Genomic DNA, 14,444 nt, shown 5'->3' with positions numbered 1-14,444 from the left:
GGTTCAGTTAACACTGCTCCATCTCTGATTTATCAGCAGCTCAATCGGGCGGTATTCAGTCTTGTAATTCATCTTCTTGCAGTTCTTGATCCAGTACCCCAAGTACAGGTTATCAAGCCCCATGCGCCGTGTTTCTGCGATCTGCCAGAGGATCCCGTAACGGCCCAGGCTGCGGCGTTCTTCCTCGGGTTCGTAGAAGGTGTACACCGCCGATAACCCGTTAGGCAGCACATCGGTTACCGCAACGGCCAACAAGCGTTCGTCGAGACGGAACTCATAAAACGTCGAGAACGGCAGGTCGCGTACCAGAAAAGTCGAAAATTGATCGCGGCTGGGCGGGTACATGTCGCCATCGGCATGGCGTTGTTCGATATAGCGCTGATAAAGATCGAAGTTCTCTTCGCTGAAGCATGGCTTGACCGCCGTAACCTGCAAGTCGGCGTTGCGTTTCAGGATGCGCTTTTGCTGACGATTGGGTACGAATCGTGCCACTGGAATGCGTGCAGCCGTGCAGGCATCGCACTTCAGGCAATGGGGCCGGTAAAGGTGGTCGCCGCTGCGTCGAAAGCCCATTTCGGACAAATCGGCATACACCTGCACATCCATTGGCTGGCTGGGGTCGAGAAACAGCGTAGTCGCCTGTTCTTCGGGCAGGTAGCTGCAAACGTGAGGTTGAGTGGCATAAAACTTCAAGCGCGCCAGCTCGGTCATGATTGGCCCTCGGGAAATCTTTGAATTAAGTGTAAGACAGTGCGCAAAAAACGTCTGTAAAACGCCCGTTATCTTGCGGTACCTACAGGTTTAAGTCCCATTGTGCCGTTGTAGGCTGGTCCAGATGGTCGCGCAAGTAGTCGGCGAATTGCTGGCGCGGGATGGATCGTGCGCCGAGACTTTCAAGGTGGCGAGTCGCCATCTGGCAGTCGATCAGCACGAAGCCCCATGCCTGAAGGTGTTTTACCAGCGTGACAAAGCCAAACTTTGATGCGTTGTCAGCACGACTGAACATGGATTCACCAAAAAAAAGCTGACCCATGGCCAAGCCATAAAGGCCTCCAACCAGTTCGCCGTGGTCCCACACTTCCACAGAATGCGCATGGCCTCGAGCGTGGAGCTCGATGTAGGCATTTTGCATGTCGTCGGTAATCCATGTGCCGTCTGCATCGCGGCGAGGGGCGGCGCAGGCTTGGATGACTGCCTCGAAATCGCGATCAAAGCTCACCTGATAGCGTTGCTGGCGCAAAAGCTTGCCCAGGCTGCGTGACACATGCAGTTCTTCAGGGAAGAGCACTGTGCGTGGATCAGGCGACCACCAGAGAATAGGCTGGCCTTCGGAAAACCACGGGAAACAGCCATGACGATAGGCCTGAACCAAGCGGTCTGCTGACAGATCTCCGCCCGCTGCCAGTAGCCCGTTGGGCTCGCTCATGGCCTTGGTCAGGGGCGGAAATGTAAGGGTGTCGCGTTTTAACCAGGTCAACATGATGATTCGTCTTGTGCAGGTGGGGGGGGAGGGCGCCTGCAACTCTACTGCGCCAATGCGGTCTCAATCGGTCTGCCGATCAGATCCAGTTGCTGTTTTGCAGTGCTATAAGTCTTTGTCACAAAAGATAATGCATGCTCAAATCAGCGCTTCACATGTATTTACGGTGCTCATGGGCCTGGCGCATGCGTCGGCGTGGCAACAGCGGCTTAAACCCGTACAATGGCTCGCCTGTTTGAGCTGATCTAAACTGCATGCGTACCAGCGTTGACAACGGTGGTTGATAGTACCAAGCGTCACGCAGCGCGAGTCCAGTATCCGGTAGCGCGTAGTAGCTTGCAGTCAATTTAGTCAATTAATAGTTGGGCGCGCCACAGGCGCAGGAAAAGACCCGTTTTGAAGAAATCCACAGCAGCACCCAAAGTAGTTCCTCTCTGGCGTCAGCAATTGCACTACCGGCTCAAGGAAGGTGCGCTGATCGCTATCGGCGCCCTCTGCCTGTTCATGATCATGGCCTTGCTGACCTATGCCAAGGATGATCCTGGCTGGAGCCACAACAGCCGTATCGTCGATGTGCAGAACTTCGGTGGGCCTGCGGGTTCCTACAGCGCTGACATCCTGTTCATGGTGCTGGGTTATTTCGCCTATATCTTCCCGTTGTTGTTGGCAATCAAGGCTTATCAGATCTTCCGCGAACGGCATCAACCGTGGCAGTGGAGCGGTCTGCTGTTTTCATGGCGTCTTGTCGGTTTGCTGTTCCTGGTGCTCTCTGGAGCGGCATTGGCCCATATTCATTTTCATTCAGCGGCGGGGCTGCCTGCTGGCGCGGGTGGTGCACTGGGCGAAAGCCTGGGTGATCTGGCCAAAAATGCCCTGAATATCCAGGGCAGTACCCTATTGCTGATTGCCTTGTTCCTGTTCGGTTTGACGGTGTTTACCGACCTCTCATGGTTCAAGGTCATGGACATGACCGGCAAAATCACACTCGACCTGTTTGAGCTCATTCAGGGCGCTGCCAATCGCTGGTGGTCGGACCGTAACGAGCGCAAGCAACTGGTCGCGCAATTGCGTGAAGTCGACACTCGCGTCAATGAAGTGGTTGCCCCCAGCGTTTCCGACAAACGTGAACAGGCCAAGGCCAAAGAGCGTTTGATCGAACGCGAACAAGCGCTGACCAAACACATGTCCGAGCGCGAAAAGCATGTGCCGGCGGTGATCACGCCAGTACCGACCAAAGCGCCCGAACCCAGCAAGCGCGTGCAGAAAGAGAAACAAGCGCCTTTGTTTGTCGACAGCGCGGTTGAAGGTACATTGCCGCCCATTTCCATTCTCGATCCGGCAGAGAAGAAACAACTCAACTACTCACCGGAATCCTTGGCGGCCGTGGGCCACTTGCTTGAAATCAAGCTCAAGGAATTCGGAGTTGAAGTTACCGTTGACTCGATCCACCCCGGCCCGGTAATTACCCGCTACGAAATTCAACCGGCAGCCGGGGTCAAGGTCAGCCGTATCGCCAACCTGGCCAAAGACTTGGCGCGTTCACTCGCGGTGACCAGTGTGCGGGTGGTTGAAGTAATTCCGGGCAAAACCACGGTCGGTATCGAAATCCCTAACGAAGACCGTCAGATCGTGCGTTTCAGTGAAGTGCTGTCCACGCCTGAATTCGACAACGCTAAATCACCTGTGACGCTGGCTTTGGGCCACGACATCGGTGGCAAGCCGGTGATCACCGACCTCGCCAAAATGCCGCACTTGCTGGTGGCCGGTACAACAGGCTCCGGTAAGTCGGTCGGTGTCAACGCCATGATCTTGTCGATCCTCTTCAAGTCTGGGCCTGAAGACGCCAAGCTGATCATGATCGACCCGAAAATGCTTGAGCTGTCGATCTATGAAGGCATCCCGCACTTGCTGTGTCCGGTCGTGACCGACATGAAAGATGCCGCCAATGCCTTGCGCTGGAGCGTTGCCGAGATGGAACGCCGCTACAAGCTGATGGCCAAGATGGGCGTGCGTAACCTCGCCGGCTTCAACCAGAAGATCAAAGATGCCGAGGCGGCGGGCGAACCGCTGAGCGATCCTCTGTACAAGCGTGAAAGCATTCACGACGAAGCGCCCTTGCTGACCAAGTTGCCGACCATTGTGGTGGTGGTGGACGAGTTTGCCGACATGATGATGATCGTCGGCAAAAAGGTTGAAGAACTGATCGCCCGTATTGCCCAGAAGGCGCGGGCGGCAGGTATCCACTTGATTCTCGCTACCCAGCGCCCGTCGGTGGACGTGATCACGGGTCTGATCAAGGCCAACATTCCGACCCGCATGGCGTTTCAGGTGTCGAGCAAGATCGATTCGCGCACCATCATCGATCAAGGCGGTGCCGAGCAACTGTTGGGTCACGGTGACATGCTTTACATGCCGCCGGGCACCAGCCTGCCGATTCGGGTGCATGGTGCATTTGTGTCTGACGAAGAAGTGCACCGCGTGGTTGAGGCATGGAAGCTGCGCGGCAGCCCGGACTATAACGACGACATTCTTAACGGCGTTGAAGAGGCCGGCAGTGGCTTTGAAGGTGGCAGCGGCGAAGGCAGCGAAGACAGCGAGACCGACGCGCTGTATGACGAAGCTGTCCAGTTTGTACTGGAAAGTCGTCGCGCCTCCATCTCTGCCGTGCAGCGCAAACTTAAGATTGGCTATAACCGCGCCGCCCGTATGATCGAGTCCATGGAAATGGCCGGTGTGGTTACGGCAATGAACACTAATGGCTCGCGCGAAGTGCTGGCGCCAGCTCCGATGCGCGATTGATCTGCTCGCGGGTACCCCGCGAGTGGCGTTCAACTAATCAATGAGGATTCTCATGCGTTTTACCAGCATGTTGTTGCTACCGATTTTGGCTTTTTCGTCACTTTCAGCTCATGCTGATGCCCAGGATGTCACGCGTTTGAGCCAGTTGCTTGAGAAGTCGAAGACCATCTCGGCTAATTTTTCGCAACTGACGCTGGCCGCCGGTGGCACGCAGTTGCAGGAAGCCAAGGGTGAAATGTCGGTGCAGCGCCCGGGCCTGTTTTACTGGCACACCGAAGCTCCGCAAGAGCAAACGATGATTTCAGACGGTCAGAAAGTAACCCTCTGGGACCCGGATCTGGAGCAGGTCACCATCAAAAAGCTGGATCAGCGCCTGACACAGACGCCAGCTTTGTTGTTGTCGGGTGACGTGTCGAAGATCAGTGAAAGCTTTGATATCAGTTCAAAGCAGGCAGGAGAGGTCATGGAATTCACCCTTAAGCCCAAGACCAAAGACACGCTATTCGATTCGCTGAACCTGTCCTTTCGCAATGGCATGATCAACAACATGCGCCTGATGGACAGCATAGGTCAGCGTACTGACATTGTGTTTAGCGGTGTAAAGGCCAACGAGCCGATCCCTGCCAGTAAATTCAAGTTCGTTATCCCGAAAGGGGTTGATGTCATCCAGGAATAATCCTGGAACAAGAGGTTTAAGCGTTGCCCATGGATTTGTTTCGAAGTGCCCCGATTGCTCAACCCTTGGCTGCTCGCTTGCGCGCGGCCAATCTGGACGAGTACGTCGGCCAGCAGCACCTGCTCGCCCGGGGCAAGCCCTTGCGCGAAGCGCTGGAGCAGGGGGCGCTGCATTCGATGATTTTCTGGGGGCCGCCGGGGGTGGGTAAAACCACCTTGGCCCGACTTCTGGCTGAAGTCTCCGAAGCGCATTTTGAAACGGTGTCTGCCGTGTTGGCCGGGGTCAAAGAGATTCGTCAGGCGGTAGAAATTGCCAAACAGCAGGCCGGTCAATATGGTCGCCGAACCATCCTGTTTGTTGATGAAGTACACCGTTTCAACAAGTCACAGCAAGATGCCTTTTTGCCTTATGTCGAGGACGGTACCCTGATTTTTATCGGGGCCACCACCGAAAACCCTTCGTTTGAGCTAAACAACGCACTGCTCTCGCGGGCGCGGGTGTATGTGCTCAAAAGCCTTGATGAGACGGCTCTGAAAAGGCTTGTTCAGCGTGCGCTGACTGAAGACAAGGGGCTAGGCAAACGCGGTTTGACCCTCAGCGATGAAGGCTTCCAAATATTGCTGCGTGCAGCCGACGGCGATGGTCGGCGCTTGTTGAATTTGCTGGAAAACGCCGCCGATCTGGCTGAAGACAACAGTGAAATAGGCTCTGACCTGCTGCAAAGCCTGCTGGGCGATACTCAGCGTCGTTTCGACAAGGGCGGCGAGGCGTTTTACGATCAGATATCGGCCCTGCATAAATCGGTGCGCGGCTCCAATCCTGACGGCGCCTTGTATTGGTTTGCGCGGATGATTGATGGCGGTTGTGACCCGCTGTACATCGCCCGCCGTGTCGTGCGCATGGCCAGTGAAGATATTGGCAATGCCGACCCGCGGGCCTTGAGCCTGTGCCTGGCGGCCTGGGACGTGCAGGAGCGCCTGGGCAGTCCGGAAGGCGAGCTGGCTGTGGCGCAGGCCATCACCTATCTAGCGTGTGCGCCTAAAAGCAATGCGGTGTACATGGGGTTTAAAGCAGCACTGCGCAGCGCTTCCGAGTACGGCTCCATGGAAGTCCCTCTGCATTTGCGTAATGCACCGACCAAGCTGATGAAACAACTGGGGTACGGCGACGAATACCGTTACGCCCATGATGAGCCCGATGCTTACGCGGCGGGTGAAGATTACTTCCCGGATGAGCTGGAGCCTTTAGCGCTCTATCAGCCGGTGCCACGCGGTCTTGAGCTTAAAATCGGCGAGAAGCTCAAACACCTCGCTGCACTGGATCGCGCAAGCCCCCTGAAGCGGAGAAAGCCTTGATTCCATTGGTCTTGGCCGTCTCGGCGGGCGGCATTGCCGGAACCTTGTTGCGGTTCGCCACAGGCAACTGGATTAATGCCAATTGGCCGCGGCACTTCTATACCGCGACATTGGCCGTTAATATCGTCGGCTGCCTGCTGATAGGCGTTTTGTACGGCCTTTTCTTGATACGCCCAGAGGTGCCAATCGAAGTCCGAGCAGGACTGATGGTGGGCTTTTTGGGTGGTTTGACTACTTTTTCATCCTTTTCACTGGATACGGTGCGCCTGCTTGAAAGCGGGCAAGTGCCATTGGCACTGGGCTATGCAGCTCTCAGCGTATTCGGCGGGCTGCTCGCAACATGGGCTGGCCTGTCCCTGACCAAACTTTGATAAACGAGAAACCGACATGCTCGATTCCAAACTGTTACGTAGCAACCTTCAGGACGTAGCGGATCGCCTGGCATCCCGAGGCTTCAAGCTGGACGTGACGCGCATCGATGCGCTCGAAGCCCAGCGTAAAGAAGTCCAGACTCTGACCGAAAAGTTGCAGGCCGAGCGTAATGCGATCTCCAAAAGTATCGGTCAAGCCAAAGCGCGCGGTGAAGACATCGCGCCGTTGATGGCCAGCGTCGAGACCATGGGCACTGACTTGGCCAACGGCAAAGTGCAGCTGGAAGCGATCCAGACTGAGTTGGATTCAATCCTGCTGAGCCTGCCCAACCTGCCGGATGCTTCCGTGCCGGTAGGTGCTGATGAAGACGACAACGTTGAAATTCGCCGCTGGGGCACGCCTAAGGTCTTTGACTTTGAAATCAAGGACCACGTGGCGCTGGGCGAGCAGTACGGCTGGCTGGATTTTGAAACCGCCGCCAAATTGTCCGGTGCGCGTTTTGCGTTGCTGCGTGGCCCGATCGCACGTCTGCATCGCGCGTTGGCGCAGTTCATGATCAACCTGCACACCGGTGAGCACGGCTACGAAGAGGCCTACACGCCTTATCTGGTTCAAGCGCCAGCGCTGCAAGGCACGGGTCAACTGCCTAAGTTCGAAGAAGAACTGTTCAAGATCAGCCGCGAAGGCGAGGCTGATTTTTACCTGATTCCAACGGCTGAAGTCACGTTGACCAACATCGTTGCCGGTGAAATCGTCGAGCACAAAGCCCTGCCGATCAAGTTTGTGGCTCACACGCCGTGCTTTCGCAGTGAAGCGGGCGCATCGGGTCGCGACACTCGCGGCATGATCCGCCAGCACCAGTTCGACAAAGTTGAGATGGTGCAGATCGTTGAGCCTTCCACTTCGATGCAAGCACTGGAAGGTTTGGTTGGAAACGCCGAGAAAGTCTTGCAACTGCTCGAATTGCCTTACCGCACACTCGCATTGTGCACGGGCGACATGGGTTTCAGCGCTATCAAGACCTACGACCTTGAAGTGTGGATCCCGAGCCAGGACAAATACCGCGAAATTTCGTCGTGCTCCAACTGTGGCGATTTCCAGGCCCGTCGCATGCAAGCACGTTTCCGTAACCCGGAAACCAACAAGCCCGAGCTGGTGCACACCCTTAACGGCTCCGGTCTGGCAGTAGGCCGTACCCTGGTTGCCGTACTGGAAAACTACCAGCAGGCTGATGGCTCGATTCGCGTGCCAGAAGTACTTAAGCCCTATATGGGCGGTATTGAGGTCATCGGCTAAATGGAGTTTCTGCCGCTGTTTCATAACTTGCGGGGCAGTCGTGTGCTGGTGGTCGGCGGCGGGGAAATTGCCTTGCGCAAATCCCGGCTGCTGGCCGATGCCGGCGCCGTATTGCGGGTTGTTGCACCCGCTATAGAACCGCAGCTATGCGAGTTGATTCTCAGCAGTGGCGGTGAGCAGATCTTGCGCGGCTATGTTGAGTCGGACCTTGACGGGTGTGTGCTGATCATTGCCGCCACCGATGACGAGCCGCTTAATGCGCAAGTCTCGGCGGATGCCCATCGGCGCTGTGTGCCGGTTAATGTGGTGGATGCGCCAGCCTTGTGCAGCGTTATTTTCCCCGCCATTGTTGACCGTTCTCCGTTGGTCATCGCTATTTCCAGTGGTGGCGACGCGCCGGTACTGGCGCGCTTGATTCGGGCCAAGATTGAAACCTGGATTCCGTCGACTTACGGACAGTTAGCCGGTCTTGCCGCGCGCTTTCGTACTCAGGTCAAAGGGTTGTTCCCCGATGTTCAACAGCGTCGCGGGTTCTGGGAAGACGTCTTTCAAGGCCCCATTGCTGATCGCCAATTGGCCGGGCAGGGCGGTGAAGCGGAACGTCTGCTCCTCGCCAAGATTAACGGCGAAGCAGCCATTACCACGGGTGAGGTCTACCTTGTGGGCGCCGGGCCGGGGGATCCTGACCTGCTGACTTTCCGCGCTTTGCGGCTAATGCAGCAAGCGGATGTGGTGCTTTACGACCGTCTGGTGGCGCCAGCGATTCTTGAACTGTGCCGCCGTGATGCCGAGCGTGTGTATGTCGGCAAGCGTCGCGCTGATCATGCCGTGCCACAGGAGCAGATCAATCAGCAACTGGTCACGTTGGCCAAGCAAGGCAAGCGTGTCGTGCGGCTCAAGGGCGGCGACCCGTTTATCTTTGGCCGTGGTGGTGAAGAAATCGAAGAGCTGGCAGCACATGGCATCCCGTTTCAGGTCGTGCCGGGTATTACCGCCGCCAGCGGCTGCGCCGCCTATGCCGGGATTCCGCTGACGCATCGCGATTACGCGCAGTCTGTGCGTTTCGTGACGGGTCACTTGAAGGATGGCACCAGCAATTTACCGTGGAACGACCTGGTTGCTCCGGCGCAAACGTTGGTGTTCTACATGGGCCTGATCGGCTTGCCGATCATCTGTGAACAGCTGATCAAACATGGCCGTTCTGCAGATACTCCGGCGGCCTTGATTCAGCAGGGCACGACGTCCAATCAGCGGGTGTTTACTGGCACGCTGGCGGATCTGCCGACCTTGGTGGCTGAACATGAAGTGCATGCGCCGACACTGGTCATCGTCGGTGAAGTCGTATTGTTGCGCGAGAAACTGGCTTGGTTTGAAGGGGCGCAATCGCAGGTGTAAAAACGCCCTCACCCCAACCCTCTCCCGGAGGGAGAAGGAGCTCAATCAAGTCGATTTCAGATTCAATGCAATGCCTTCGGATTCTAGAAAACCCCAAGCCTCCCTCAATCAGTTCCCTCTCCCCCTGGGAGAGGGCTAGGGTGAGGGGCTTTTGATCTTAGTCCCGATTATCCCCCACCAAACTCTCCACTGACGGCACTCGCGTGTCGCTCTCCATCTGCGCATCGTGCTCAATCTGATGGCTAAAGCGGTCCAGTGATCCTTGCGCCGGTTGCGCATCGCTGGCAAAGACCGGCGGGCTCATCATGTAAGCTCCCAACAGACGACTTAGCGCTGCCAGGCTGTCGATGTGGGTTCGCTCATAACCGTGGGTCGCATCACAACCGAAAGCCAGCAGCGCACAACGAATGTCATGCCCCGCCGTTACGGCTGAATGCGCATCGCTGAAGTAATAGCGGAACATATCCCGGCGCACCGGCAATTCGTTTTCTGCACCCAGACGCAACAAGTGCCGCGACAAATGATAGTCATACGGCCCCCCCGAATCCTGCATGGCCACACTGACCGCATGCTCACTGGAGTGTTGCCCGGGAGCCACGGGCGCAATATCAATCCCGACAAACTCGCTGACATCCCAAGGCAATGCAGCCGCGGCGCCACTGCCGGTTTCTTCGGTAATGGTGAACAGCGGATGGCAGTCAATTTGAGGTTGTTCGCCACTTTCCACAATCGCTTTCAAGGCCGCCAGCAGTGCAGCAACGCCGGCCTTATCGTCCAGATGACGGGCACTGATATGCCCACTATCGGTGAATTCAGGCAGCGGATCGAACGCAACAAAATCGCCAACATTAATACCCAGCGAATCACAGTCCGCTCGCGTGGCGCAGTACGCGTCCAGTCGCAACTCGATGTGATCCCAACTGATAGGCAATTCGTCGACGCCCGTATTGAATGCATGGCCTGAAGCCATCAGCGGCAGTACGCTGCCACGTATCACGCCATTGTCAGTAAACAGGCTGACGCGGCTGCCTTCAGCGAAACGGCTGGACCAGCAACCGACAGGCGCGAGTACTAACCGACCGTTGTCTTTAATGGCGCGAACACTGGCGCCGATGGTATCCAGATGCGCTGAGACGGCTCGGTCCGGACTGCTTTTCTGACCTTTCAACGTCGCGCGCAGGGTGCCACGTCGTGTCAACTCAAAAGGAATGCCCAGCTCTTCAAGGCGTTCGGCCACATAACGCACGATGGTGTCGGTGAAACCGGTGGGGCTGGGAATGGCCAGCATCTCCAGTAATACCCGTTGCAGGTAATCGAGGTCGGGTTCAAGGATGGTGCGGTTCATAAGGCCTCCTGAGGCGTGGCTCGCCGCGCAAGTGAATGCGGCGAGCCCGAATGACGTTCAGCGGCTGCACTCAGGGCGCAGGCTGACTGTGAGGGAAGAGCAAATCTATAAAGCGCTCGGCGGTGGGTTGCGGTTCGTGGTTGGCCAGCCCGGCGCGTTCATTGGCTTCGATAAACACGTACTCGGGCTGATCAGCGGCTGACACCATCATGTCCAGCCCGACCACTGGAATATCCAGCGCACGGGCGGCACGAATGGCCGCGTCCTTGAGTACAGGATGCAAAATGGCGGTGACATCTTCCAGGCATCCACCCGTGTGCAGATTGGCGGTTTTGCGCACCGCCAGCAGTTCGCCTGCCGGTAATACACTGTCATATTCATAGCCCGCTGCTTGCACGGCGCGCAGCGTTTCTGCGTCTTGCGGGATGCGGCTTTCACCATCGGTGGCAGCCTGACGTCGACGGCTTTGAGCTTCGATCAATTGAAGGATGCTGTGATGGCCATCACCGATAACCTGAGCCGGTCGTCTGATTGCCGCAGCCACCATTTCAAAACCGATGACTACAATGCGCAGGTCAAGCCCTGGGTGAAAGCTTTCCAGCAGTACGCGATGGTCGAACGAACGAGCGGCCTCGACGGCGACCTGTACCTGTTCGAAGGTGTCAAGATCCACCGCCACGCCATTGCCCTGTTCGCCGTCCAGCGGCTTGACCACGATGCGACCGTGCTCTTCGAGAAATGCCAGATTGTCATCAGCATTGCCGGCCAATTGCTGCGTTGGTACGTTCAGGCCGGCCAGGCTGAGGGTTTTATGGGTCAGGCTTTTGTCCTGGCACAGGCTCATGCTGATCGAGCTGGTCAAATCGGTCAGTGACTCTTTACAGCGAATCTTGCGCCCCCCGTGACTCAGGGTGAACAAACCTGAAGAGGCATCATCGATCTGTACGTCAATCCCGCGTCGGTAGGCTTCTTCCACCAAGATACGCGCATAGGGATTGAGCCCTGCCTCAGGCCCCGGCCCTAGAAAAAGAGGCTGATTGATCCCGTTTTTTCGTTTGATGGCGAACGTCGACAGGTTACGAAAACCCAACTTCCCATACAGGTTCTTGGCCTGCTGGTTGTCGTGAAGCACGGATAGATCCAGATAGCTCAGGCTCCGGCTCATAAAGTGTTCGATCAAGTGGCGCACCAGTACTTCGCCTACACCGGGGCGAGAACACTGCGGATCGACGGCCAGGCACCACAGGCTGCTGCCGTTTTCCGGATCATGGAAGGCGGTGTGATGATTGAGGCCCATCACACTGCCAATCACTGCGCCGCTGTCTTCATCTTCAGCGATCCAGTACACCGGGCCGCCCTGATGCCGTGCGGTGAGCAAGGCAGGGTCAATCGGCAGCATGTTACGCATCATGTACAACGAATTGATTGCACTCCAATCGGCGTCGTTTTGCGCCCTGCGGATGCGAAAGCCTCGAAATACGCGGGTGGCGGGGCGGTAATCTGTAAACCAGAGGCGCAGCGTGTCGGACGGATCCAGGAAAAGTTGCTGGGGCGATTGCGCCAGCACCTGCTGAGGAGCCGCCACATACAACGCAATATCACGCTCGCCCGGTTGTTCATTCAACAATTCGTCGGCAAGGCTGGCGGGGTCGGGAAACGTGTGCCCGATCAGCAGTCGCCCCCAGCCGCAATGTACGGCCACGGGCTGCGCATCCAGAGCGCTGCCGTCTTCGGCAAAACGCGCTTGCAGCCGTTCATAAGAGGGTGTTTGACCGCGCAGCAAGCGCTGGCTATAAGCCGTAGCGAGGGGTTTCATCGATCAGATTCCTTGTTCACTCAGCCACAGGTTGAGTGCCGCCAGTTGCCAGAGTTTGGAGCCGTTGAGGGGAGTCAGTTGGCTGTGCGGATTAGTCAGCAGCGTGTCGAGCATGGCCGGCTGAAAAAGACCTCGGTCCTGGCTGGGATCCAGTAGCAGATCGCGGACCCAATTGAGCGTGTCACCTTGCAGATGCTTGAGGCCCGGCACCGGGAAGTAACCTTTCTTGCGATCAATCACCTCGCTGGGAATGACCAGCCGTGCGGCTTCTTTAAGCACCTGCTTGCCGCCATCCGGTAATTTGAAGCGGGCCGGGATGCGCGCCGAAAGTTCGGCGAGGCGGTAATCGAGAAATGGCGTGCGGGCTTCAAGGCCCCAGGCCATCGTCATGTTGTCGACGCGTTTGACCGGGTCATCCACCAGCATCACAGTGCTGTCCAGACGCAAGGCTTTGTCTACGCCTGCATCGGCACCGGGTTGGGCGAAATGTTCACGAACAAAGTCGCCAGCCGCGTCATTGGCTGTCAGCCATTTCGGTTGCACCGTGGCTTTGTATTCATCGTAACTGCGGTCGAAAAAGGCTTGGCGATAGGCTTGATACGGATCGCTGGCGCCATCCACTTGCGGATACCAGTGATAGCCTGCAAACAGCTCATCTGCACCTTGGCCGCTCTGCACCACTTTGCAGTGCTTGGCGACCTCGCGTGAAAGCAGATAAAAAGCAATGCAGTCGTGGCTGACCATCGGCTCACTCATGGCACGGAAGGCTGCGGGCAATTGCTCAATGATCTCGTGTTCACCAATGCGTAGCTGGTGATGGCGGGTGCCGTAGTGCTTGGCAATCAGATCCGAATACTCGAACTCGTTACCGCGTTCCCCTCCTGCATCCTCAAAGCCGATTGAAAAAGTCGACAGATCTTGTACGCCTGCTTCCCTCAGCAGGCCCACCAACAAGCTGGAATCGACACCGCCCGAGAGCAACACGCCGACATCAACAGCCGCGCGCTGGCGAATGGCAACCGCCTCGCGGGTGCTGTCCAGTACGCGATCGCGCCAGTCTTCCAGGCCAAGATGAGTTTCGTCGGCATGGGGGCCGTAGGGCAGGGTCCACCAGGTTTTTTGTTCGGTCTGCCCGTTGGAGTCAATACGCATCCAGGTCGCTGGCGGCAGTTTTTCAATGCCGGCAATCAGTGTGCGTGGCGCTGGTACCACCGCATGAAAATTCAAGTAATGATTGAGGGCGACCGGGTCGAGCATCGGGTTGATATCACCGCCTTTGAGCAACGCCGGTAGCGTGGAGGCGAAGCGCAGCCGTTGGCCAGTACGCGACAGGTATAGAGGTTTTACGCCCAACCGGTCGCGGGCGATGAACAGGCGTTGAGCGTCTCGTTCCCAAATGGCAAAGGCAAACATGCCATTGAGTTTCGGCAGGAGGGCTTCGCCCCAGGCGTGATAGCCCTTGAGAAGAACTTCGGTGTCACCGCCTGAGTAAAACCCATATCCCAGGTTTTCCAGCTCGGCCCGTAATTCAGGAAAATTATAGATGGCGCCGTTGAAAGCCAGTGACAACCCCATCTGACTGTCGACCATTGGCTGCGCCGAGGCGTCTGACAAGTCCATGATTTTGAGTCGGCGGTGGCCGAGGGCAATTGGCCCCTGGCTGTGGAATCCCCAGGCATCGGGGCCACGGGGTGCCAGGTGATGGGTAATGCGTTCGATGGCTGCCAGATCGGCAGGTTGTTGATCAAAACGAAACTCGCCAGCTAATCCACACATACTGCTTAAACCCTTTTGTCTCCGGGGCCTGTTACATTTTGGCCCGGTTTTGGATCGGGTTTAGCGCTCTGACCCGTCTCCCGATCCTTTCGGCGCGAGTGGCTCATCAGAGCGCGCCGCCGTAAGTTGTCTGT

The 14,444-nt window shown here is 57.0% G+C and carries 11 protein-coding genes; 6 read left to right on the top strand and 5 right to left on the bottom strand.

Annotated elements, in window-relative coordinates; all coding sequences use genetic code 11:
• Positions 1-3: 3 nt before the first annotated feature.
• Positions 4-711 carry an arginyltransferase gene (locus FJD38_RS01720; RefSeq protein WP_146383760.1) on the bottom strand — a complete coding sequence of 236 codons (708 nt, stop codon included), beginning with the start codon at positions 709-711 and terminating at the stop codon, positions 4-6.
• A gap of 82 nt (positions 712-793) precedes the next feature.
• Entirely contained in the window at positions 794-1,480 is a 687-nt protein-coding gene (gene aat / locus FJD38_RS01715) for a leucyl/phenylalanyl-tRNA--protein transferase (RefSeq protein WP_146383759.1), read from the bottom strand.
• Between the two features lie 396 nt (positions 1,481-1,876).
• On the opposite strand from aat, the gene FJD38_RS01710 reads away from it, so the two are divergent.
• The 6 genes from FJD38_RS01710 to cysG are packed head-to-tail and all read left to right on the top strand — an operon-like array spanning position 1,877 to position 9,373.
• Positions 1,877-4,279, top strand: coding sequence for a DNA translocase FtsK (locus tag FJD38_RS01710; RefSeq protein WP_146383758.1), 2,403 nt, complete (start codon positions 1,877-1,879; stop codon positions 4,277-4,279).
• Between the two features lie 52 nt (positions 4,280-4,331).
• Positions 4,332-4,955 carry an outer membrane lipoprotein periplasmic chaperone LolA gene (gene lolA, locus FJD38_RS01705; protein WP_146383757.1) on the top strand — a complete coding sequence of 208 codons (624 nt, stop codon included), beginning with the start codon at positions 4,332-4,334 and terminating at the stop codon, positions 4,953-4,955.
• 29 nt (positions 4,956-4,984) lie between these two features.
• Complete coding sequence (locus tag FJD38_RS01700; protein WP_146383756.1) at positions 4,985-6,310, top strand: replication-associated recombination protein A; 1,326 nt, start codon at positions 4,985-4,987, stop codon at positions 6,308-6,310.
• Positions 6,307-6,681 carry a fluoride efflux transporter CrcB gene (gene crcB, locus FJD38_RS01695; RefSeq protein ID WP_122783268.1) on the top strand — a complete coding sequence of 125 codons (375 nt, stop codon included), beginning with the start codon at positions 6,307-6,309 and terminating at the stop codon, positions 6,679-6,681. Before FJD38_RS01700 ends, crcB begins: the two co-directional genes overlap by 4 nt.
• A gap of 16 nt (positions 6,682-6,697) precedes the next feature.
• Positions 6,698-7,978: a serine--tRNA ligase gene (serS, locus tag FJD38_RS01690; RefSeq protein ID WP_146383755.1), complete on the top strand. Its 1,281-nt coding sequence runs from the start codon at positions 6,698-6,700 to the stop codon at positions 7,976-7,978.
• On the top strand, positions 7,979-9,373 hold the full coding sequence (gene cysG, locus FJD38_RS01685) for a siroheme synthase CysG (protein ID WP_122783270.1): 1,395 nt from the start codon (positions 7,979-7,981) through the stop codon (positions 9,371-9,373).
• A gap of 157 nt (positions 9,374-9,530) precedes the next feature.
• On the opposite strand, the gene FJD38_RS01680 is transcribed toward cysG, so the two are convergent.
• The 3 genes from FJD38_RS01680 to FJD38_RS01670 all read right to left on the bottom strand — a co-directional run bounded on the left by FJD38_RS01680 (position 9,531) and on the right by FJD38_RS01670 (position 14,310).
• Positions 9,531-10,718 (bottom strand): osmoprotectant NAGGN system M42 family peptidase, encoded by a 1,188-nt coding sequence (locus FJD38_RS01680; RefSeq protein WP_122783271.1) that lies wholly within the window; start codon positions 10,716-10,718, stop codon positions 9,531-9,533.
• A 70-nt stretch (positions 10,719-10,788) separates the two neighbouring features.
• Positions 10,789-12,534, bottom strand: coding sequence for an N-acetylglutaminylglutamine synthetase (gene ngg / locus FJD38_RS01675; protein ID WP_122783272.1), 1,746 nt, complete (start codon positions 12,532-12,534; stop codon positions 10,789-10,791).
• Positions 12,535-12,537: 3 nt separating this feature from the next.
• Positions 12,538-14,310 (bottom strand): N-acetylglutaminylglutamine amidotransferase, encoded by a 1,773-nt coding sequence (locus FJD38_RS01670; protein ID WP_146383754.1) that lies wholly within the window; start codon positions 14,308-14,310, stop codon positions 12,538-12,540.
• Between the last annotated feature and the right edge of the window lie 134 nt (positions 14,311-14,444).

The sequence above is a fragment of the Pseudomonas saxonica genome, from assembly GCF_007858365.1.
Classification (GTDB): Bacteria; Pseudomonadota; Gammaproteobacteria; order Pseudomonadales; family Pseudomonadaceae; genus Aquipseudomonas; species Aquipseudomonas saxonica.
Note: the sequence above shows the minus strand (reverse complement) of the source record. Positions and strands in the feature narration are given on the sequence as shown.

Excerpts from the sequence above, each read along its gene's own strand:
- cysG (WP_122783270.1), top strand. The coding sequence starts at position 7,979 with ATGGAGTTTCTGCCGCTGTTTCATAACTTGCGGGGCAGTCGTGTGCTG.
- FJD38_RS01700 (WP_146383756.1), top strand. The coding sequence starts at position 4,985 with ATGGATTTGTTTCGAAGTGCCCCGATTGCTCAACCCTTGGCTGCTCGC.
- lolA (WP_146383757.1), top strand. The coding sequence starts at position 4,332 with ATGCGTTTTACCAGCATGTTGTTGCTACCGATTTTGGCTTTTTCGTCA.
- aat (WP_146383759.1), bottom strand. The coding sequence starts at position 1,480 with ATGTTGACCTGGTTAAAACGCGACACCCTTACATTTCCGCCCCTGACC.
- FJD38_RS01680 (WP_122783271.1), bottom strand. The coding sequence starts at position 10,718 with ATGAACCGCACCATCCTTGAACCCGACCTCGATTACCTGCAACGGGTA.
- FJD38_RS01720 (WP_146383760.1), bottom strand. The coding sequence starts at position 711 with ATGACCGAGCTGGCGCGCTTGAAGTTTTATGCCACTCAACCTCACGTT.
- FJD38_RS01670 (WP_146383754.1), bottom strand. The coding sequence starts at position 14,310 with ATGTGTGGATTAGCTGGCGAGTTTCGTTTTGATCAACAACCTGCCGAT.
- serS (WP_146383755.1), top strand. The coding sequence starts at position 6,698 with ATGCTCGATTCCAAACTGTTACGTAGCAACCTTCAGGACGTAGCGGAT.
- ngg (WP_122783272.1), bottom strand. The coding sequence starts at position 12,534 with ATGAAACCCCTCGCTACGGCTTATAGCCAGCGCTTGCTGCGCGGTCAA.